Source organism: Streptomyces davaonensis JCM 4913, from assembly GCF_000349325.1.
In the GTDB taxonomy this organism is placed as follows: Bacteria; Actinomycetota; Actinomycetes; order Streptomycetales; family Streptomycetaceae; genus Streptomyces; species Streptomyces davaonensis.
The window spans coordinates 4451119-4472126 of sequence record NC_020504.1; the positions used below are offsets into that span (position 1 = coordinate 4451119).

The 21008-nt window shown below is 65.8% G+C and carries 16 protein-coding genes and 3 rRNA genes; 4 read left to right on the plus strand and 15 right to left on the minus strand.

The annotated features are described in order from the left end of the window. Positions 1-16 precede the first annotated feature (16 nt). Positions 17-304: a glutaredoxin family protein gene (locus BN159_RS19515; RefSeq protein WP_041819548.1), complete on the minus strand. Its 288-nt coding sequence runs from the start codon at positions 302-304 to the stop codon at positions 17-19. A 151-nt stretch (positions 305-455) separates the two neighbouring features. On the opposite strand from BN159_RS19515, the gene BN159_RS19520 reads away from it, so the two are divergent. From BN159_RS19520 to BN159_RS19530, 3 genes are all read left to right on the plus strand, one after another. Beyond that, positions 456-1370, plus strand: a complete 915-nt coding sequence (locus BN159_RS19520; protein WP_015658714.1) for an HAD family hydrolase — start codon at positions 456-458, stop codon at positions 1368-1370. Between the two features lie 359 nt (positions 1371-1729). Next, entirely contained in the window at positions 1730-2503 is a 774-nt protein-coding gene (locus BN159_RS19525) for an ECF subfamily RNA polymerase sigma factor, BldN family (RefSeq protein WP_015658715.1), read from the plus strand. 233 nt (positions 2504-2736) lie between these two features. After that, positions 2737-3966: a DUF5667 domain-containing protein gene (locus BN159_RS19530; protein ID WP_015658716.1), complete on the plus strand. Its 1230-nt coding sequence runs from the start codon at positions 2737-2739 to the stop codon at positions 3964-3966. A 97-nt stretch (positions 3967-4063) separates the two neighbouring features. Here the strand turns inward: BN159_RS19530 and BN159_RS19535 are convergent, their stop codons facing one another. The 11 genes from BN159_RS19535 to BN159_RS19580 all read right to left on the minus strand — a co-directional run bounded on the left by BN159_RS19535 (position 4064) and on the right by BN159_RS19580 (position 16432). Next, entirely contained in the window at positions 4064-5116 is a 1053-nt protein-coding gene (locus tag BN159_RS19535; protein WP_015658717.1) for a lysophospholipid acyltransferase family protein, read from the minus strand. Positions 5117-5130: 14 nt separating this feature from the next. Continuing rightward, positions 5131-6192, minus strand: a complete 1062-nt coding sequence (locus tag BN159_RS19540) for an NAD-dependent epimerase/dehydratase family protein (protein ID WP_015658718.1) — start codon at positions 6190-6192, stop codon at positions 5131-5133. Between the two features lie 224 nt (positions 6193-6416). Continuing rightward, positions 6417-6515 (minus strand): 30S ribosomal protein bS22, encoded by a 99-nt coding sequence (locus tag BN159_RS44070; RefSeq protein ID WP_003948845.1) that lies wholly within the window; start codon positions 6513-6515, stop codon positions 6417-6419. Between the two features lie 157 nt (positions 6516-6672). Further along, complete coding sequence (locus BN159_RS19545; protein WP_015658719.1) at positions 6673-6885, minus strand: helix-turn-helix domain-containing protein; 213 nt, start codon at positions 6883-6885, stop codon at positions 6673-6675. Positions 6886-7014: 129 nt separating this feature from the next. Then, positions 7015-7830 (minus strand): phosphatase, encoded by an 816-nt coding sequence (locus BN159_RS19550; protein WP_041819554.1) that lies wholly within the window; start codon positions 7828-7830, stop codon positions 7015-7017. A gap of 300 nt (positions 7831-8130) precedes the next feature. Further along, positions 8131-9306, minus strand: coding sequence for an acetoin utilization protein AcuC (locus BN159_RS19555; protein WP_015658721.1), 1176 nt, complete (start codon positions 9304-9306; stop codon positions 8131-8133). After that, positions 9257-10468 (minus strand): MFS transporter, encoded by a 1212-nt coding sequence (locus BN159_RS19560; protein ID WP_015658722.1) that lies wholly within the window; start codon positions 10466-10468, stop codon positions 9257-9259. Before BN159_RS19560 ends, BN159_RS19555 begins: the two co-directional genes overlap by 50 nt. 83 nt (positions 10469-10551) lie before the next feature. Further along, positions 10552-11193 (minus strand): HAD family hydrolase, encoded by a 642-nt coding sequence (locus tag BN159_RS19565; RefSeq protein WP_015658723.1) that lies wholly within the window; start codon positions 11191-11193, stop codon positions 10552-10554. Between the two features lie 60 nt (positions 11194-11253). Further along, positions 11254-11370 (minus strand): 5S ribosomal RNA (rrf, locus tag BN159_RS19570). A gap of 99 nt (positions 11371-11469) precedes the next feature. Further along, positions 11470-14593 (minus strand): 23S ribosomal RNA (locus BN159_RS19575). Positions 14594-14906: 313 nt separating this feature from the next. Next, positions 14907-16432: ribosomal RNA gene (locus BN159_RS19580) — 16S ribosomal RNA — on the minus strand. Together the 16S, 23S and 5S rRNA genes form the textbook arrangement of a ribosomal RNA operon. Before the next feature lie 834 nt (positions 16433-17266). On the opposite strand from BN159_RS19580, the gene trpS reads away from it, so the two are divergent. Further along, entirely contained in the window at positions 17267-18286 is a 1020-nt protein-coding gene (gene trpS, locus BN159_RS19585; protein ID WP_015658724.1) for a tryptophan--tRNA ligase, read from the plus strand. Positions 18287-18341: 55 nt separating this feature from the next. Here trpS and proC read toward each other — a convergent pair whose 3' ends face one another. From proC to BN159_RS19600, 3 genes are all read right to left on the minus strand, one after another. Further along, positions 18342-19154: a pyrroline-5-carboxylate reductase gene (proC, locus tag BN159_RS19590; protein ID WP_015658725.1), complete on the minus strand. Its 813-nt coding sequence runs from the start codon at positions 19152-19154 to the stop codon at positions 18342-18344. A gap of 100 nt (positions 19155-19254) precedes the next feature. Then, entirely contained in the window at positions 19255-20055 is an 801-nt protein-coding gene (locus tag BN159_RS19595; RefSeq protein WP_015658726.1) for an ABC transporter permease, read from the minus strand. Further along, complete coding sequence (locus BN159_RS19600) at positions 20052-20873, minus strand: ABC transporter ATP-binding protein (RefSeq protein WP_041819556.1); 822 nt, start codon at positions 20871-20873, stop codon at positions 20052-20054. The genes BN159_RS19595 and BN159_RS19600 overlap by 4 nt, the downstream gene beginning before the upstream one ends. Between the last annotated feature and the right edge of the window lie 135 nt (positions 20874-21008).

The following is a 21008-nucleotide window of genomic DNA, read 5'->3' on the forward strand; positions in this document are numbered from 1 at the left end:
GGCCGGACCAGTTGTACTAGTCGGTCAGTGCCCGGCGAAGGCGGTCCTCGTTCACCCGCCAGAAGGTGTGCTGCTCCCCGTCGACGAGCACCACGGGGATCTGTTCCCAGTACTCGTCGTGGAGTTGGCGGTCCTCGGTGATGTCCTTCTGCTCCCAGGGGACCCCGAGATCGGCGCAGACCTTCTCGATGACGATCTGTGCGTCATCACACAGATGACAGCCCGGCTTGCGGATGAGGGTGACGAGCCGCTCCTGGGGCGCCCTGGCCCCGCTGCGGCGGAAGAGGGGAGTCATGTCGGCCATTCTCGCCCGACGGGCGGCCGGGCGGACCCGCGTAAAACCGTCGGAGAACACGCTGACCGGATCAGTTCTTTAACGACACGGTCGCGGAGAGTTCACAGCCTTCAAACCTCTCGACTCCGGAAGCACCGAACAAACTGGCTATGCTCACGCCATGGCCGCTCTCGGATGGCTCACCCCTCGTAGGCGCTCCGCCACGGCGCGGAGCGTGTTGGCAGGCGAGGCCTCGGCGGAGGCCGCGCGCAAGTCGGTCCCCGACACAGTGCCGGAGGAGGAACCGGAGTTCCCGGTGCTCGGGGACGACAAGGCAGCCGCGTTCTTCGACCTGGACAACACCGTGATGCAGGGCGCCGCGCTGTTCCACTTCGGCCGGGGCCTGTACAAGCGGAAGTTCTTCGAGACCCGCGACCTGGCCAAGTTCGCCTGGCAGCAGGCGTGGTTCCGGCTCGCCGGGGTCGAGGATCCGGAACACATGCAGGAGGCCCGGGACTCCGCGCTGTCGATCGTGAAGGGGCATCGGGTCTCCGAGCTCCAGTCGATCGGCGAGGAGATCTACGACGAGTACATGGCGGAGCGGATCTGGCCGGGCACCCGGGCGCTGGCCCAGGCTCACCTGGACGCGGGCCAGAAGGTGTGGCTGGTGACGGCGGCGCCGGTGGAGATCGCGCAGGTGATCGCGCGGCGACTGGGGCTGACCGGTGCGCTGGGCACGGTCGCCGAGTCGGTGGACGGCGTCTACACGGGCAAGCTGGTCGGCGAACCGCTGCACGGCCCGGCCAAGGCGGAGGCGGTGCGCGCCCTCGCGTCGGCGGAGGGCCTGGACCTGACCCGCTGCGCGGCGTACAGCGACAGCCACAACGACATCCCGATGCTGTCCCTGGTGGGCCACCCCTACGCGATCAACCCGGACACCAAGCTCCGCAAGCACGCCCGTCAACTGGACTGGCGGCTGCGCGACTACCGCACCGGCCGCAAGGCGGCGAAGGTCGGCATCCCGGCCGCGGCGGGCGTCGGCGCGGTGGCCGGTGGTACGGCGGCGGCGATCGCCCTGTCCCGCCGCAAGCGGTAGTTCGCGGTCCAGCTCCGTACAGCTCTGATCAACAGCGGCCCACGCCGGGCGAACACGGCCAATCACGGTGTCGTACCCGCACAACGCCCTGTCCAGTCACCTTGGCTGCACACGGCCACAACACGCCCTGGACCCGGCCGAAAGCCGATCGTTTTTGATCAACAAGTGGTCACTGTGCGGCACTTGATCGGACGTCAATCGGTTACAGAAGCGACGTAATCGATGATTTGAGCAACTGGGTGTAGCAGCGCCTGCACGAAGCGTTATTCTCCTCAGACGCAAACCGGTACCCCTCCGTCGCTACGACGGGTGAACGGTCCCGCACTGCACGTGATGGAAGCTCTGCCTCTGGGAGTCCCGTGTACCCACACGTCGGGGTTGACGCCTCGGGCCTGGCTACGCTGCGCGCAACGGTCCAAGACCTGTTGCGCGGCTTCGTCCCCACCGCGTACGCCGTCCCCGCACTCGCCGTAGCCGCCGCCCCCGTCGGCCCTTGCTACGCGCTCGCCGACGGCGGTGCCGCCGTCGGCAGACGGGGGCGCTCGGCCGGTGCCACGACCACCCGGCGCCCGGCCGCGGACAGCGACAGCGCCCGCATGATGGATCTCGTGGAGCGCGCACAGGCCGGCGAGGCCGACGCCTTCGGGCGGCTCTACGACCAGTACAGCGACACCGTCTATCGGTACATCTATTACCGGGTCGGAGGTAAGGCCACCGCCGAGGACCTCACCAGCGAGACCTTTCTGCGGGCCCTGCGCCGGATCGGCACCTTCACCTGGCAGGGCCGGGACTTCGGCGCCTGGCTCGTCACCATCGCCCGCAATCTTGTCGCCGACCACTTCAAGTCCAGCCGCTTCCGGCTGGAGGTCACCACCGGCGAGATGCTCGACGCCAACGAGGTCGAGCGCTCCCCCGAGGACTCGGTGCTGGAGTCGCTCTCCAACGCCGCCCTGCTCGACGCCGTACGACGGCTCAACCCGCAGCAGCAGGAGTGCGTCACGCTCCGCTTCCTCCAGGGTCTGTCCGTCGCCGAGACCGCCCGCGTGATGGGCAAGAACGAGGGCGCCATCAAAACGCTCCAGTACCGGGCCGTGCGCACCCTAGCCCGGCTCCTGCCGGACGACGCCCGCTGACCGCCCACGCTCGGTAGCGTTCAACTCGCTGTCCGTGAAAGTCCGTTGACTCCCCGATCCGATCATCCGCCGTCCGTAACCCAAGTGCCGCGACGCTCGTTGTGCGGGATGCAGGCTCCCTGTGGTCACTACCCGGCCGCCACTGATCACTCGATCGTGTGGATGTGGTCGGGTCGTGCAACCCTCAGGACCCCCTGGGGAGTCGACCGTCATGACGAGAGGAGGTGCCGCCAGTGATCGCGAACGTATCGGCGCACCGGCGGGCGAACGCCTTCGCCCAGGCCCTGGAGGAGCAGTCCGACCGGGGCACGGCGGCCGAGCAGCCAGAAGGATCGGCACCGGCCCCGGCAGCTGCGGAACCGACCGAGCAGGGCCGCCTGTTGGCCCTCACCTCGGGTCTCGGCGAGCTGCCAAGACCGGAGCTGGATCCCGAGGTCAAGGTCGTCCAGCGGGCCCAGCTCGTGGCCGCGATGGAGGCCATGCTGCTGGAGGGCGCAGGAGGCGGGGCGGATTCGGTACCGGAGCAGCGCTCCCACCGGGCCCGGGGCGCACACCGGGCGAGCCCACTGGGCAAGCTGCGCCCGCGGTCCCGGCTCGCCAAGGGCCTCACCGCGGGCGGCCTCAGTGTCGGGGTGGCCGCCGGAGCCTTCGGCGGCGTCGCCGCGGCCAGCGGCGACGCCCTGCCCGGGGACTCGCTCTACGGCCTCAAGCGCGGCATCGAGGACTTCAAGCGCGGCCTCGCCGACGGCGACCGCGAGCGCGGCCAGGTCTACCTCGACCAGGCCTCCACCCGGCTGAACGAGGCCCGTCGACTGATGGAGCGCGACCGCGGCGGCCCGCTCGACCACGAGTCCCTCGGCGAGATCCGGCGCGCCCTGTCCGGAATGCATCACGACGCCTCCGAGGGCCACCGGCTGCTCTCCGCGGTCTACGAGGCCGACCCGGACTCCCTCGGCCCCATCCAGGCGCTGTCCAACTTCTCCAGCTCGAACCGCGACGCCTGGGGCGCCCTCCGCGACCGCCTCCCCGTCCAGCTCGGCGACGTCGGCGAGCAGGTGTCGTCGGTCTTCGCCGCCATAGACGAAGAAGTGGCCCCGCTCCAGTCCCTGCTGCCCGAGCCCCCGGCCCGGGGCGGCGGCAGCGGGCGGCAGGGCGGACCCGGAGCGTCCTCCCCTGGCTCCTCCTCCGGTACGGGCCGCTCGGCGGCCCCCAGCAGCGGCAACAGCACCTCCGACGGCCAGTCCAGCAGCGGCAGCCCCAGCAGGTCCGCGGGCTCCGACAGCTCGGACGACGGACTGCTCGGCGGCAGCACCGGCGGCCTGCTCGACCCGCCGCAGGACAGCACGGGCAGCAGCGCCCCGTCCTCCAGCAGCCCGCCCATCACCGAGCCCGACGTCACCCTGCCGCCCCTGCTCCCGGGCCTGCTCCCCGGTCTCGGCATCGACGGCGAGGACGCGAACTAGGCGGTACGCGAACGAGGGGCGCCCTTCCTTCTCGGGAAGGGCGCCCCTCGTTGCCGTATAAACGTTTCTTCTGTCTGCGAATATCTGGGCGAGGTGCTCAGAAGAAGACCGACCGGCGCTGGACCAGCAGCTTGTACAGGGTGTGCTGGATCTGTTCCCTGACCTGGTCGGTCAGGTTGAACATCAGCATCGGGTCCTCGGCCGCCTCCGGCGGATAGCCGTCCGTGCGGATCGGTTCGCCGAACTGGATCGTCCACTTGGTCGGCAGCGGGACCGCGCCCAGCGGGCCGAGCCAGGGGAAGGTCGGGGTCAGCGGGAAGTACGGGAAGCCGAGCACGCGGGCCAGCGTCTTGGCGTTGCCGATCATCGGGTAGATCTCCTCCGCGCCCACGATCGAGCACGGGATGATCGGCGCGCCCTGCCGCAGCGCCGTCGAGACAAAGCCGCCCCGGCCGAACCGCTGGAGCTTGTAGCGCTCGCTGAAGGGCTTGCCGATGCCCTTGAAGCCCTCCGGCATGACCCCGACCAGCTCGCCCTGGCCGAGCAGCCGCTCCGCGTCCTCCGCGCACGCCAGGGTGTGGCCCAGCTTGCGGGCGAGCTCGTTGACCACCGGCAGCATGAAGACCAGGTCCGCCGCGAGCAGCCGTAGATGACGGCCCGTGGGGTGGTTGTCATGGACGGCGACCTGCATCATCAGGCCGTCGAGCGGCAGCGTGCCGGAGTGGTTGGCGACGATCAGGGCGCCGCCCTCGGACGGGATGTTCTCCACGCCCTTCACCTCGACCCGGAAGTACTTCTCGTACACCGGCCGCAGCAGCGACATCAGGACCTGGTCGGTCAGCTCCTCGTCGTAGCCGAAGTCATCGACCTCGTAGTCCCCCGTCAGCCGGCGGCGCAGGAAGGCCAGGCCGCCCGCGATCCGCCGCTCCAGACCGCCGCCGTCCTGCGGCTCCGGCTTCTCCGGCTTCTCTTGTGTCACCGGTACATCATCCTGCGGGACCGCCCTGCCGGGCAGGGGCTGGACCTCACCCACCAGCGTGGGCTCCGCGCTCTTGCGCCGGCTCCCCGTGCTCCGGCGGCGCGGCGGCCGCGTCACGGCGCCCGCGCGGGACCGGTCGTCGTCGAACGGAATGACCTTGGCGTCCGCCATCGTTGATGCGCTCCTCAGTTGGCGCTCTGCGTCGGGGGGTGACCGCTGCCCGGAAGGGACAGCGCGGCGATCCGGTCGACGGCCCCCGCGAGGGCCTCCGGCGGGAGCAGCCCGGGTCCGCGGCTGCGGGTGAACTCCGCGAAGGTCTCCGCGGTCGTGTACTTGGGCCGGAAGCCGAGGGTCTCCCGCATCTGGTCCGTCGCCACGACCCTGCCATGGGTGAGCAGCCGGATCTGTTCGGGCGAGAAGTCCGTCATGCCGAGCGTGCGCACCAGCGAGCCGGCCCAGGTGACGGCGGGCAGCAGCAGGGGCACGGTGGGCCGGCCGAGCCGTCGCGAGCACTGCGACAGCAGCAGGACTCCGTCACCGGCGATATTGAAGGTACCGCTGTTGAGGCTGCCGCGCGCCGGCTCGTGCGAGGCGATCCGCAGCACCTCGATCACATCGTCCTCGTGCACGAACTGAAGCCTCGGGTCGTAGCCGAAGACGGTCGGCAGGACCGGCAGCGAGAAGTACGCGGCGAGCGGCGAGTCCGCGGTCGGCCCGAGGATGTTGGCGAACCGCAGCACACACACGGCCACGTCCGGCCGCCGCCGCGCGAACCCGCGCACATAGCCCTCGACCTCGACGGTGTCCTTGGCGAACCCACCGCTGGGCAGGGACTTGGGCGGAGTGGTCTCGGTGAACACGGCAGGGTCGCGAGGCGCGGAGCCGTACACGTTCGTACTGGACTTCACCACCAGCCGTTTCACCGTCGGGGACTTCTGACACGCCCCGAGCAGCTGCATGGTGCCGATGACGTTGGTCTCCTTGACCGTGGTCCGGCTGCCGCTGCCGAGCGCCGTCCCCGTCACATCCATGTGTACGACGGTGTCCGCGGCCGTCTCGGCCAGGACCCGCGCTATGGTCGGCTGCCGGATGTCGGCCTGGATGAAGTCCGCGCCGCCCAGATGGTGCTCGGGCGGTACCGCGTCCACGGCGACGACCCGGTCCACTTCCGGGTCCCGCTGGATCCGTCGTACGAACCGGCCCCCCAGTTGACGGGCCACTCCGGTCACGAGCACGACCTTGCCCAAGATCAGCGCCTTCCTTCCAGGGATCGTCTCCTCAACCTAGCGGTTCGATGTTGCGCTGTGATGACTGCCCGCTGCACGAAGTGACGGCGTCCGCAGACGTACGAACAGACCAAGCCAAGTTGATGCCGGGGCTCCCGGGGGCCGGGGCCGAAAGGCGCGTGGCCCCCATCCGAATCTGCATCCGGTGGGGGCCACACTCACACTCTCGCGGCTCGCGTCGCGAATTACTTCTTGTTGCGACGCTGAACGCGCGTGCGCTTGAGCAGCTTGCGGTGCTTCTTCTTGGCCATCCGCTTGCGCCGCTTCTTGATAACAGAGCCCACGACTACCCTCGCTCACTTCTCATCACTCGGTGTTTGGGCGCCATGGGCCCACACGACCTACGAGGGGCTAGCCTACCCGCCCGAGCGCTGAGGTCGTAATCGAGGTGAACGGGAGGGATCCGCCGGCACCCCGAGGATCCCCCCGAACCTCTTGCCGTCAGGCGGTTTCCACCCCCACATAGCTCTCACGGAGGTACTCGTGTACCGCTTGCTCGGGGACGCGGAAGGACCGCCCCACCCGGATCGCGGGCAGATGACCGCTGTGCACCAGCCGGTACACGGTCATCTTCGACACTCGCATCACCGAGGCGACTTCCGCCACGGTAAGGAACTGAACCTCGTTCAGAGGCCTCTCGCCAGCTGCACCCATGACACACCTGAACCTTCCGCACTCGACGGCCACCGGCTTCCCCTTCCGGTGACTCTTCGTCGCTGCGTGCTCACTCCCCAATGTAGGGGCGGGTGATGCGAGTGGGGAAGAGGTGCACCCATCGGCGGCCTACTGTGACAGACACGCTCGATTGAGTACGTAGCGGGTAAGCGGCCGGTAGTAAACAGACCGCACAGCGTCATCAAGTGGAACGACGACGGACACGACCCCCTCGGCCTCCCCCACGAAGAGCGCGGGGTCATCGGTATCGGCGAGCCCAATGGCCTCAAACCCCAGCTGACCTGCCCCGCAGACCCACCCGTGATCCCCGATCACCAGCTCCGGCAGCCTCCCGTCGCCCTCGGCCGCGGCCGCCAGCGCGATACGAACCGGGAGCGGCGAATGCGTGTGTGCGCCGGGCTCACGCCCGGAGCTTTCGGTGCCGGGTTCACGTACCAGCGCGACTCCTCTGACGTAGTCCAGGTTGTACGTGCGTAGACCGAACCGGGTCGCTATGTCGACACAGCGACCCTGCGCCGGTGTGAGTACGGCACATCCGGCCGCCGAGAGAGCGTCCGCGAGGGCGGCGTAGAAACCAAGCAGCCGATGCGGGTGCCCGGTACCGATCAGCACCGCCCCACGGCACTCGACAACCGCCCGAATCCGCCCGGCGAAGGCATCGAGCCCGGCCAACGTCCGCTCGGGATCGATCACATCATGCCCATCAACGCGCATCGGATCGCCGGAAACCCCACACCTGTCGGCCATCAGCGCAACCAAGTCCCGCTGCCCCCAGTCGGCACAAGGATCAATCCCCATCAAAACCCGAGGATCCCGAGCAGCAAACAACCGATAACTACGCAAACTGGCTTCCCGAGAGGTAGCCACCACCCCAGCCAGCCGAGCAGCAACGAGATGCCCCCGCAAAGCCCCAATGGACAACACGAGACCGATGCTGACGGACTGGGGGTGCGGGGGCCGGGGGAACGGGGGAAGTGCGCACGGTTGGCGTAACGGGGGCGGCGCAGCAACTACGCACACCAGCCGCTGTCAGCCCGTCCGGAGTTCGAGGCCGAGCCTGCAGCCGTCCCGAGCCCCCACCCACCCTTGTCAGCCCGTCCGGCGTTTGAGGACGAGGCCCCCTTCAGGGCCGACGGGGGTCCAGGGGGCGGAGCCCCCTGTCGGGGTGGAAGGGGCGGAGCCCCTTCCAGATGGGACGGGTAGGGGCGGCGGGGGCGAAAACCCCTACGGCAACAACCCCCGCAGTGGAAACACCGCCCGCCGAGCCGCCAGCACCGCCTGATCCAGCCGGTCCGCAGGGTCGTACCCCGCCTCCCAGGGCGCCCACTTCACAGGCCACCGCCCATCAGTCATCCGCACCGGCGCCAACTGCCGCGTACGCGCGAACACTTCCTGCCGCCACTCCTCAGGAATCGACGCCTCAGGAGCAATCTCCCGCCCCGCAGCAATCCCCACCAGATGAGTCCACGACCGCGGCACAACCTCCACCACCGCGTACCCCCCACCCCCGAGCGCCACCCACCGCCCATCGGCGTACTCATGCGCCAACTCATGACAGGCAACCTGCACAGCCCGCTGCGCATCCAACGACACCGCCAGATGCGCCAACGGATCCTCGAAGTGCGTATCCGCCCCATGCTGCGTCACCAACACCTGAGGCCGAAACTCAGCCATCAACTCCGGCACCACAGCATGAAACGCGCGCAACCACCCCGCGTCCCCCGTCCCCGCCGGCAACGCCACATTCACCGCCGACCCCTCCGCAACCCCCTCCGCCCCGGTCTCCTCCGGCCACCCGGTCTGCGGAAACAACGTCCGAGGATGCTCATGCAGCGAAATCGTCAGAACTCGCGGATCCTCCCAGAACGCCGCCTGCACCCCGTCCCCGTGATGCACATCGACATCCACATACGCGACCCGCTCAGCCCCCAGCTCCAACAACCGCGCAATCGCGAGCGACGCATCGTTGTAGATGCAGAACCCCGACGCACCCCCAGGCATCGCATGATGCAACCCACCCGCGAAGTTCACCGCATGCAGCGCTTCCCCCCGCCACACAGCCTCGGCAGCCCCCACCGACTGCCCGGCGATCAACGCGGAAACCTCGTGCATCCCGGCAAACGCCGGATCATCCAGCGTCCCGATCCCGTACGCCCCATCCGCACCCCGCGGATCGACCGACGCAGCCTTCACGGCCGCGATGTAGTCCTCCCGGTGCACCAGCCGCAAGGTCGACTCCCCGGCCGCCTTCGCCGCGACCACATCCACGTCCTGGTCGAGCCCGAAGGACTCCACGAGTCGACGGGTGAGGGCAAGCCGGACCGGATCCATCGGATGCTCCGGCCCGAAGTCATAGCCCGTTACTGCCTCGTCCCACATCAGCTGTGCGCGGCCGCTCATGCCCGCCACCGTATCGGTCCGGTTGAGCTTCGAACGATCGGGCATACACAAGCGTCACCAGCACCAACACCATCGGCACAAGCATCGCCCCGCGATAACTCCACGCATCGCCCAAGGCCCCCACCAACGGCGAACCGATCAAAAAGCCCACATAGTTGAACACATTCAGCCGAGCCACAGCCACGTCAGACGAACCCGGGAACAACCGCCCAGCCGCCGCGAAGGTCTGCGGCACGAGCACGCACAACCCCAGCCCCAACAAGGTGAACCCGAGCATCCCGACCCACGCCCCGGGCGCCACAGCCACCACGGCGAACCCACCCGCGGCCACCACGGCTCCGACCCGCACCACAGCCACGGCCCCGAACCGCCGTACCCCGAAGTCCCCGATGGCCCGCCCCAGCAGGGTCGTCACCATGTAGACGTTGTACGGCACGGTCGCGAGCTGCTCACTGCTCCCCAGCACATCCTGGAGATACTTCGCGCTCCAGTTGGAGACCGTCGAATCCCCGATGTACGCGAAGGTCATCACCAGACACAGCGGCAACAGCACCTTGAACCCGACACTGGCGCCCTTCACAGCCCCCTCCCGCACCGGCTCGGGCTCCCCGTCGGCGTACCACCGACTCCCCACGAACGCGGCCGGCAACAACACCACGACAACCGGCAGATACGACACGAACAGCGCGACATCCCACCGCGCCCCCACCCACGCCAGCGAGGCCCCCAGAATCCCGCCCAGGCTGTACGCGGCGTGAAAACTGAGCATGATGCTGCGCCCGTACGACCGCTGGAGACTGACCCCGAGCATGTTCATCGAGGCGTCCAACGCCCCCACGGACAGCCCGAAGGCCCCGAGCGCCACCCCCAGCTCGACCATCCGGTCCCCGGCCGAGACCCCCAGCAGCGCCAGGAACACCACCGGCTGGGACCACCGCAGCACCAGACTCGGCGGCACCCGCTTCACCAGCCGCTCGGTCGCCACACTCCCGGCACCGGCAAGGATCGGCACGGCAGCAAGGAAGGCAGGCAGCAGCGCGTCAGAGACCCCGTACCGATCCTGGATGGCCGGGATACGGGTCACCAGCAGCGCGAACGCCACGCCCTGGGCGAAGAAGCCGAACGCCAACGAGGCCCTGCCGCGCCGCAGCACATCAGTCATGGCGGCGAGCGTAGGGCCCCGGCGTACTCGTGGGTAGATCCAGCCAAAGATGAATTTCCCTCAGCTTCGGACCATCGCTCGGTTCAGAGCAGATCGATCAACTCACCCATGTCACCGAAGAGTCCGGTGGCCCCCTCCAACCGCGAGGCCGGAGTCATCGCCGTGAACCCGTAGACGTCCATCCCGGCCGCGACGGCCGCCTGCACGCCCAGCGGACTGTCCTCGACCACGACACAGCGCTCGGGAGCGACCCCCATCCGCTCAGCGGCGTACAGAAACAGATCCGGCTCCGGCTTCCCCCGCCCGACATCCTGCGAGCTGAAAATCCGCTCGTCCTCGAACCACCGCGTCAGTCCGGTCGTCCGATGCCCCACCCGAATCCGCTCATGGCTCCCCGAGGACGCCACGCAGTACGGCACCCCGTCCGCGGCCAGCTTCTCCAGCACCCCTTCGGCCCCCACCACAGGCTTCAACTCCCGCTCGAAAGCGGCGAACACCCGAGCGTGAAAGACATCGTCGAAGTCCGCCGGCAACCGCTCCCCGGTCCGCTCCTCGACCAGATCGTGTACGCGATGCATGGCGGAGCCCATGTAGTCCCGCAGCGAGTCCTCGTAGGACGTCGGGTACCCCAGCTCTGTGAGGTAGGCGGCGAGGTGCCGGTTGGAGATGGGCTCACTGTCGACGAGCACACCGTCGTTGTCGAAGATGACGAGGTCATAGCGCATGACAAAGACCCTAAACGCAGAAAACCCCGCACCGAAAGGTGCGGGGTTTTCTCACAATTTGTTCGGCGGCGTCCTACTCTCCCACAGGGTCCCCCCTGCAGTACCATCGGCGCTGTAAGGCTTAGCTTCCGGGTTCGGAATGTAACCGGGCGTTTCCCTCACGCTATGACCACCGAAACACTATGAAACTGTCGAACAATGCCGCACCGCATGAAGCCATATGGCCATACGGGGCCGTTCGTGGTTTCAGAACCAACACAGTGGACGCGAGCAACTGAGGACAAGCCCTCGGCCTATTAGTACCGGTCACCTCCACACGTTACCGTGCTTCCAGATCCGGCCTATCAACCCAGTCGTCTACTGGGAGCCTTACCCCATCAAGTGGGTGGGAATACTCATCTCGAAGCAGGCTTCCCGCTTAGATGCTTTCAGCGGTTATCCCTCCCGAACGTAGCCAACCAGCCATGCCCTTGGCAGAACAACTGGCACACCAGAGGTTCGTCCGTCCCGGTCCTCTCGTACTAGGGACAGCCCTTCTCAATATTCCTGCGCGCGCAGCGGATAGGGACCGAACTGTCTCACGACGTTCTAAACCCAGCTCGCGTACCGCTTTAATGGGCGAACAGCCCAACCCTTGGGACCGACTCCAGCCCCAGGATGCGACGAGCCGACATCGAGGTGCCAAACCATCCCGTCGATATGGACTCTTGGGGAAGATCAGCCTGTTATCCCCGGGGTACCTTTTATCCGTTGAGCGACGGCGCTTCCACAAGCCACCGCCGGATCACTAGTCCCGACTTTCGTCCCTGCTCGACCCGTCGGTCTCACAGTCAAGCTCCCTTGTGCACTTACACTCAACACCTGATTGCCAACCAGGCTGAGGGAACCTTTGGGCGCCTCCGTTACTCTTTAGGAGGCAACCGCCCCAGTTAAACTACCCATCAGACACTGTCCCTGATCCGGATCACGGACCCAGGTTAGACATCCAGCACGACCAGACTGGTATTTCAACGACGACTCCACAACCACTGGCGTGGCCGCTTCAAAGTCTCCCAGCTATCCTACACAAGCCGAACCGAACACCAATATCAAACTGTAGTAAAGGTCCCGGGGTCTTTCCGTCCTGCTGCGCGAAACGAGCATCTTTACTCGTAGTGCAATTTCACCGGGCCTATGGTTGAGACAGTCGAGAAGTCGTTACGCCATTCGTGCAGGTCGGAACTTACCCGACAAGGAATTTCGCTACCTTAGGATGGTTATAGTTACCACCGCCGTTTACTGGCGCTTAAGTTCTCAGCTTCGCCATGACGAATCATGACTAACCGGTCCCCTTAACGTTCCAGCACCGGGCAGGCGTCAGTCCGTATACATCGCCTTACGGCTTCGCACGGACCTGTGTTTTTAGTAAACAGTCGCTTCTCGCTGGTCTCTGCGGCCACCCCCAGCTCGAGGAGCAAGTCCTCTCACCAGGTGTGGCCCCCCTTCTCCCGAAGTTACGGGGGCATTTTGCCGAGTTCCTTAACCATAGTTCACCCGAACGCCTCGGTATTCTCTACCTGACCACCTGAGTCGGTTTAGGGTACGGGCCGCCATGAAACTCGCTAGAGGCTTTTCTCGACAGCATAGGATCATCCACTTCACCACAATCGGCTCGGCATCAGGTCTCAGCCACAAGTGCGACGGATTTGCCTATCGCACGGCCTACACCCTTACCCCGGGACAACCACCGCCCGGGATGGACTACCTTCCTGCGTCACCCCATCACTCACCTACTACCAGCTCGGGTCACCGGCTCCACCACTCCCACCCACAGCAAAGCTGAGGGCAGGCGGCTTCACGGGCTTAGCATCACTGGATTCGATGTTTGACGCTTCACAGCGGGTACCGGAATATCAACCGGTTATCCATCGACTACGCCTGTCGGCCTCGCCTTAGGTCCCGACTTACCCTGGGCAGATCAGCTTGACCCAGGAACCCTTAGTCAATCGGCGCAAACGTTTCTCACGTTTGTATCGCTACTCATGCCTGCATTCTCACTCGTCAACCGTCCACGACTACCTTCCGGTGCCGCTTCACCCGGCAGACGACGCTCCCCTACCCATCACAGCGGGCGTTGGCCCTATATGCTGCAATGACACGACTTCGGCGGTACGCTTGAGCCCCGCTACATTGTCGGCGCGGAATCACTAGACCAGTGAGCTATTACGCACTCTTTCAAGGGTGGCTGCTTCTAAGCCAACCTCCTGGTTGTCTCTGCGACTCCACATCCTTTCCCACTTAGCGTACGCTTAGGGGCCTTAGTCGATGCTCTGGGCTGTTTCCCTCTCGACCATGGAGCTTATCCCCCACAGTCTCACTGCCGCGCTCTCACTTACCGGCATTCGGAGTTTGGCTAAGGTCAGTAACCCGGTAGGGCCCATCGCCTATCCAGTGCTCTACCTCCGGCAAGAAACACACGACGCTGCACCTAAATGCATTTCGGGGAGAACCAGCTATCACGGAGTTTGATTGGCCTTTCACCCCTAACCACAGGTCATCCCCCAGGTTTTCAACCCTGGTGGGTTCGGTCCTCCACGAAGTCTTACCTCCGCTTCAACCTGCCCATGGCTAGATCACTCCGCTTCGGGTCTTGAGCGCGCTACTATATCGCCCTGTTCGGACTCGCTTTCGCTACGGCTTCCCCACACGGGTTAACCTCGCAACACACCGCAAACTCGCAGGCTCATTCTTCAAAAGGCACGCAGTCACGACTTGCAAGCAAGCTTGCAAGCGACGCTCCCACGGCTTGTAGGCACACGGTTTCAGGTACTATTTCACTCCGCTCCCGCGGTACTTTTCACCATTCCCTCACGGTACTATCCGCTATCGGTCACCAGGGAATATTTAGGCTTAGCGGGTGGTCCCGCCAGATTCACACGGGATTTCTCGGGCCCCGTGCTACTTGGGTGTCTCTCAAACGAGCCGCTGACGTTTCGACTACGGGGGTCTTACCCTCTACGCCGGACCTTTCGCATGTCCTTCGCCTACATCAACGGTTTCTGACTCGTCTCACAGCCGGCAGACTGTGAAAGAGAGATCCCACAACCCCCACGACGCAACCCCTGCCGGGTCTCACACGTCGTAGGTTTGGCCTCATCCGGTTTCGCTCGCCACTACTCCCGGAATCACGGTTGTTTTCTCTTCCTGCGGGTACTGAGATGTTTCACTTCCCCGCGTTCCCTCCACTTGCCCTATGTGTTCAGGCAAGGGTGACAGCCCATGACGACTGCCGGGTTTCCCCATTCGGAAACCCCCGGATCAAAGCCTGGTTGACGACTCCCCGGGGACTATCGTGGCCTCCCACGTCCTTCATCGGTTCCTGGTGCCAAGGCATCCACCGTGCGCCCTTAAAAACTTGGCCACAGATGCTCGCGTCCACTGTGCAGTTCTCAAACAACGACCAGCCACCCATCACCCCGAACCCTCACGGATTCGAGTGCACTGGGGCCGGCATCCGAAGACAGACCTTACGGCCGTGCCCTCAGACACCCAACAGCGTGCCCGACACGATCAGCCGACCAGATCAGCGTTCCACGCCCCGAAGAGCAGTACTAGCGCCTGGTCCGTCCTGGACCTGCCGAATAATCAACGTTCCACCCATGAGCAACCAGCACCGGACATTCGCCGATGTACTGGCCTCTGACCAACCGGAGTTGGTGAGAAGTGCTCCTTAGAAAGGAGGTGATCCAGCCGCACCTTCCGGTACGGCTACCTTGTTACGACTTCGTCCCAATCGCCAGTCCCACCTTCGACAGCTCCCTCCCACAAGGGGTTGGGCCACCGGCTTCGGGTGTTACCGACTTTCGTGACGTGACGGGCGGTGTGTACAAGGCCCGGGAACGTATTCACCGCAGCAATGCTGATCTGCGATTACTAGCAACTCCAACTTCATGGGGTCGAGTTGCAGACCCCAATCCGAACTGAGACCGACTTTTTGAGATTCGCTCCACCTTGCGGTATCGCAGCTCATTGTATCGGCCATTGTAGCACGTGTGCAGCCCAAGACATAAGGGGCATGATGACTTGACGTCGTCCCCACCTTCCTCCGAGTTGACCCCGGCGGTCTCCTGTGAGTCCCCATCACCCCGAAGGGCATGCTGGCAACACAGAACAAGGGTTGCGCTCGTTGCGGGACTTAACCCAACATCTCACGACACGAGCTGACGACAGCCATGCACCACCTGTACACCGACCACAAGGGGGGCACCATCTCTGATGCTTTCCGGTGTATGTCAAGCCTTGGTAAGGTTCTTCGCGTTGCGTCGAATTAAGCCACATGCTCCGCTGCTTGTGCGGGCCCCCGTCAATTCCTTTGAGTTTTAGCCTTGCGGCCGTACTCCCCAGGCGGGGAACTTAATGCGTTAGCTGCGGCACCGACGACGTGGAATGTCGCCAACACCTAGTTCCCACCGTTTACGGCGTGGACTACCAGGGTATCTAATCCTGTTCGCTCCCCACGCTTTCGCTCCTCAGCGTCAGTAATGGCCCAGAGATCCGCCTTCGCCACCGGTGTTCCTCCTGATATCTGCGCATTTCACCGCTACACCAGGAATTCCGATCTCCCCTACCACACTCTAGCTAGCCCGTATCGAATGCAGACTCGGGGTTAAGCCCCGAGCTTTCACACCCGACGTGACAAGCCGCCTACGAGCTCTTTACGCCCAATAATTCCGGACAACGCTTGCGCCCTACGTATTACCGCGGCTGCTGGCACGTAGTTAGCCGGCGCTTCTTCTGCAGGTACCGTCACTTTCGCTTCTTCCCTGCTGAAAGAGGTTTACAACCCGAAGGCCGTCATCCCTCACGCGGCGTCGCTGCATCAGGCTTTCGCCCATTGTGCAATATTCCCCACTGCTGCCTCCCGTAGGAGTCTGGGCCGTGTCTCAGTCCCAGTGTGGCCGGTCGCCCTCTCAGGCCGGCTACCCGTCGTCGCCTTGGTGAGCCATTACCTCACCAACAAGCTGATAGGCCGCGGGCTCATCCTTCACCGCCGGAGCTTTCGACCCCCACCCATGCGAGTGGGAGTGATATCCGGTATTAGACCCCGTTTCCAGGGCTTGTCCCAGAGTGAAGGGCAGATTGCCCACGTGTTACTCACCCGTTCGCCACTAATCCACCCCGAAGGGCTTCATCGTTCGACTTGCATGTGTTAAGCACGCCGCCAGCGTTCGTCCTGAGCCAGGATCAAACTCTCCGTGAATGTTTACCGGTAATCCGGTGCAACACCACGAGAGCGGTGCGAGAGGAGGAATAATCCCCTCGCACACAGCGTCCTCGCTGTGTTATTTCAAAGGAACCTCGTCCTCCCGAACGGGAGAGACGGGGTATCAACATATCTGGCGTTGATTTTTGGCACGCTGTTGAGTTCTCAAGGAACGGTCGCTTCCTTTGTACTCACCCTCTCGGGCTTTCCTCCGGGCTTCCCTTCGGTCTTGCGTTTCCGACTCTATCAGATCTTTCCGATCCGATTTCCTCGGTGCTTTCCAGGTTCTCGCTCTCGCGTTTCCCTTTCCGGCGGTTCCGACTCTATCAGATCCTTTCGGGCCCTGATTCCCAGTCAGCGGGAGTTGTCTTTCCGGCCGTTGCGGGCCGTTCCGACGAGTGAGACTTTAGCGGATTCCCGGCTCCCGAGCTAATCGGGGGCCGCGCCCTTTCGAACGTGGATTCCTCATTTCGCGAATACGCACGCCAATGACACGACGGCAGACAGATTGACTGTCGTCGAGCGTTGGTTGGTACCTGCGGAATGGCTGTCCGGGGACCGACCGGAGTCGGCGCTCACGTCGGACAACTCGGAGAACACTACGGACCGCGTCGAGGAGTGTCAACTCAAGCCCGGAGGGCTCCCTGGGGGCGTACTCTGGCCCGCATGACAACGCGTACGTGCACCCAACTGTGGTGGGCCGCCTGACGGCGGCCGTACTCACGTATGTACTCAACGGCCGCCGCCTCGGCGGCCGTTTTCGTTTCTCCCTCCGGAGCTCCAGAGGGTCGGCCGACCGGGACGGCGGCTTCGACCAGGAGGTGGAGAGAGATGACGCGGGTCTTCAGTGGGGTCAAGCCGACCGGGCATCTGACGCTGGGGAACTACCTGGGAGCCATGCGGCGGTGGGCGGACGTCGACCAGCACCGGGCCGACGCGCTGTTCTGCATCGTGGATCTGCACGCGCTCACCGTGGAGCACGATCCCGCACGGGTGCGCAGGCTCAGTCGGCAGGCGGCGACCTTGTTGCTTGCGACTGGGCTGGATCCCGAGCTGTGCACCGTGTTCGTACAGAGTCATGTGGACGAGCACGCGCGGCTGTCGTATCTGCTGGAGTGCGTGGCCACCGACGGCGAGATGCGGCGGATGATCCAGTACAAGGAGAAGGCCGGGCGGGAGCGGGAGCGCGGTGGGAGTGTGCGGTTGTCGCTGCTCACCTATCCGGTGCTGATGGCGGCGGACATCCTGGCGTACGGCAGTGACGAGGTGCCGGTCGGGGACGACCAGGCGCAGCATGTGGAGCTGACGCGGGATCTCGCGGTGCGGTTCAACCAGCGGTACGGGAACACGTTCGTGGTGCCGCGGGCCACGCATCCGGCGGTGGCTGCGCGGGTGATGAACCTCCAGGAGCCGGCGTCGAAGATGGGCAAGAGTGATGACGTCGGGCCGGGAATCGTCTATCTGCTGGATGAGCCGGACGTGGTGCGCAAGAAGGTGATGCGGGCCGTCACCGACAGCGGGCGGGAGGTCGTGTACGACCGGGAGGGGCGGCCCGGGCTCGCGAATCTGCTGGAGATTCTCGCGGCGTGCACGGGTGGGAACCCCGAGGGCCTGAGCGGTGTATATGAGTCGTATGGCTCTTTGAAGAAGGACACCGCGGACGCCGTGGTGGAGGTTCTGAGGCCGGTGCAGGAGCGGCACAGGGAGCTGTGTGCTGATCCTGGCTATGTGGAGGGGGTGCTGCGGGATGGAGCGGAGCGGGCTCGGGCGATGGCGCGGCCGACCGTGGATGCCGCGTATCGGGCGATCGGGCTGTTGCCCGCGGCTGCGGATATCGAGGTGACCGCTTAGCGGCGGTCCGAGGTGGCGTGCTGGGCCGCCCCTGGGGTCAGGGGCGGCCGGGTCGTCAGCCGTTGTTGCCGGAGGCCAGTTCGCGGCTGCGGTCGCGGGCGGCTTCGAGGGCGGCGATGAGGGCGGCTCGTACGCCGTGGTTCTCCAGCTCGCGGATGGCGTTGATGGTGGTGCCGGCCGGTGACGTGACGTTCTCGCGGAGCTTGACGGGGTGCTCGCCGCTGTCGCGGAGCATCGTCGCGGCGCCGATCGCGGACTGGACGATCAGATCGTGCGCCTTGTCGCGGGGCAGGCCGAGCAGGATGCCGGCGTCGGTCATGGCTTCGACCAGATAGAAGAAGTACGCCGGTCCCGAGCCCGACAGGGCGGTGCAGGCGTCCTGCTGGGACTCGGGGACGCGGAGGGTCTTGCCGACGGCGCCGAAGATCTCCTCGGCGTGGGCGAGGTGGGCCTCGGTGGCGTGGCTGCCGGCGGAGATGACGGACATGGCCTCGTCGACGAGGGCGGGTGTGTTCGTCATGACGCGGACGACGGGGGTGCCCGCGGTGAGGCGCTCCTCGAAGAAGGAGGTGGGGATGCCCGCGGCGCCGCTGATGACCAGGCGGTCGGCGGGGACGTGCGGGGCGAGTTCGTCGAGGAGGGTGCCCATGTCCTGCGGCTTGACCGTGAGGATCAGGGTGTCGGCGGTCTTGGCGGCTTCGGGGTTGCTGACCGGGGTGACTCCGTAGCGGTTGCGGAGTTCCTCGGCCCGCTCCGGGCGGCGGGCGGTGACCAGGAGGTCGGCCGGGCCCCAGCCTGCTCGGATCATTCCGCTGAGCAGGGCTTCGCCGATCTTTCCGGTGCCGAGGACTGCGACTTTCTGAGTCATGGCTGGGGTGCCCTCCGGGTGTTCGTCGTCCGGTGTTCATCCTCCCATCGGGGGCTTGAGTGCGGGTGGGGTGTCCGGTGGGCGGACGTGGGCTCGAGGGTCAGGTGGTGCGGCGGCGCAGGGTGGCGGCGCCGAGGGCGAGGACGAAGAGGGCGCAGCCGGCGACGATCAGGGCGTCGCGGACGAAGGCGGCCGTCATGTCGGTGTGCTTGAGGACTTCGTTCATGCCGTCCACGGCGTAGGACATGGGGAGGACGTTGGAAATGGCCTCCAGGACGGGGTGCATGTTGTCGCGCGGGGTGAACAGTCCGCAGAGGAGGAGTTGGGGGAAGATCACGGCTGGCATGAACTGGACGGCCTGGAATTCGGAGGCCGCGAACGCGGAGACGAAGAGGCCGAGTGCGGTGCCGAGGAGTGCGTCGAGGAGGGCGACCAGGAGCAGCAGCCAGGGGCTGCCGGTGACGTCCAGACCGAGGCCCCACAGGGCGAGGGCGGTGGCGAGGGCGGACTGGATGATCGCGATGGTGCCGAAGGCGAGGGCGTAGCCGGCGATCAGGTCGCCTTTGCCGAGGGGCATGGCGAGGAGCCGTTCGAGGGTGCCCGAGGTGCGTTCGCGCAGGGTGGCGATGGAGGTGACCAGGAACATCGTGATCAGCGGGAAGATCCCGAGGAGTGATGCGCCGATGTTGTCGAAGGTCTGCGGGTTGCCGTCGAAGACGTAGCGCAGCAGGAAGAGCATCACGCACGGGACAAGGATCATCAGCGCGATGCTGCGCGGGTCGTGGCGGAGCTGGCGCAGGACCCGGGCCGCGGTGGCGGTGGTGCGGGAGAGGTTCAGGGCGCTGGTCGGGGCGGCGCTGACCGTGGCGGGTGCGCCGGTTGGGTGCGTCGTGGTGCTCATCGGGTGGTCTCTTTCTCGCGGGCGGCGGCCGCGACCGCCTCGTCCACCAGGTGCAGGAACGCCGCTTCGACGGTCTCGGAGTCGGTGCGGGTGCGCAGGGCGTCGGGGGTGTCGTCGGCGAGGATCTGGCCTTCGCGCATGAGGAGGAGGCGGTGGCAGCGCTCGGCCTCGTCCATGACGTGGGAGGAGATGAGGAGGGTGGCGCCGCGGCGGGCGGCGATGTCGTGGAAGAGGTTCCACAGGTCGCGGCGCAGGACGGGGTCGAGGCCGACGGTGGGTTCGTCGAGGACCAGGAGTTCGGGGGTGCCGAGGAGGGCGACGGCGAGGGAGACGCGGCTGCGCTGGCCGCCGGAGAGGTTTCCGGCGAGGGCGTCGGTGTGGCTGGTGAGGTCGACGTCCTGGATGGCGCGGGTGACGTTCTCGTGGCGCCGGTCGGCGGCGCCGTGGCCAGGGGCGAGGATCGCCGCGAAATAGTCGAGGTTCTGGCGGACCGTCAGGTCGTCGTAGACGGAGGGGGCTTGGGTGACGTATCCGATGCGGGTGCGCAGTTCGGGGTGGCCGGCGGGGTGGCCGAGGACGTCGAGGGTGCCGGTGACCTTGGCCTGGGTGCCGACGATGGAGCGCATGAGGGTTGATTTGCCGCAGCCGGAGGGGCCGAGGAGGCCGGTGATCTGGCCTCGGGGGACGGTGAAGTCGATGCCGCGCAGGACGGTGCGGCTGCCGCGGGCGACGGTGAGGCCCTCGGCGCGGACGGCGGGCGATTTATCCATGTTTGGAGGTGTTCCCGTGAGTGGTGGGCCGGAACTGATATTCATCATGTGCTGATTAGCCACCCGAGCAAGGGGTGTCGTCAAGTGGTTGCACTGAACGGCGCAGGCGCGTGGCGGAGTGATCGGAGTCAGGTGGTCCGGTTTGTGCGCCTCCATCGACCTCGGGGCGTCGCCGGAAGTCGA

What these genes read in the sequence shown, in the direction of transcription:
- BN159_RS19515 (WP_041819548.1), bottom strand. Translation starts at nt 304, where the DNA reads ATGGCCGACATGACTCCCCTCTTCCGCCGCAGCGGGGCCAGGGCGCCC.
- BN159_RS19520 (WP_015658714.1), top strand. Translation starts at nt 456, where the DNA reads ATGGCCGCTCTCGGATGGCTCACCCCTCGTAGGCGCTCCGCCACGGCG.
- BN159_RS19535 (WP_015658717.1), bottom strand. Translation starts at nt 5,116, where the DNA reads ATGGCGGACGCCAAGGTCATTCCGTTCGACGACGACCGGTCCCGCGCG.
- BN159_RS19545 (WP_015658719.1), bottom strand. Translation starts at nt 6,885, where the DNA reads ATGGGTGCAGCTGGCGAGAGGCCTCTGAACGAGGTTCAGTTCCTTACC.
- BN159_RS19555 (WP_015658721.1), bottom strand. Translation starts at nt 9,306, where the DNA reads ATGAGCGGCCGCGCACAGCTGATGTGGGACGAGGCAGTAACGGGCTAT.
- BN159_RS19560 (WP_015658722.1), bottom strand. Translation starts at nt 10,468, where the DNA reads ATGACTGATGTGCTGCGGCGCGGCAGGGCCTCGTTGGCGTTCGGCTTC.
- BN159_RS19565 (WP_015658723.1), bottom strand. Translation starts at nt 11,193, where the DNA reads ATGCGCTATGACCTCGTCATCTTCGACAACGACGGTGTGCTCGTCGAC.
- trpS (WP_015658724.1), top strand. Translation starts at nt 17,267, where the DNA reads ATGACGCGGGTCTTCAGTGGGGTCAAGCCGACCGGGCATCTGACGCTG.
- proC (WP_015658725.1), bottom strand. Translation starts at nt 19,154, where the DNA reads ATGACTCAGAAAGTCGCAGTCCTCGGCACCGGAAAGATCGGCGAAGCC.
- BN159_RS19595 (WP_015658726.1), bottom strand. Translation starts at nt 20,055, where the DNA reads ATGAGCACCACGACGCACCCAACCGGCGCACCCGCCACGGTCAGCGCC.
- BN159_RS19600 (WP_041819556.1), bottom strand. Translation starts at nt 20,873, where the DNA reads ATGATGAATATCAGTTCCGGCCCACCACTCACGGGAACACCTCCAAAC.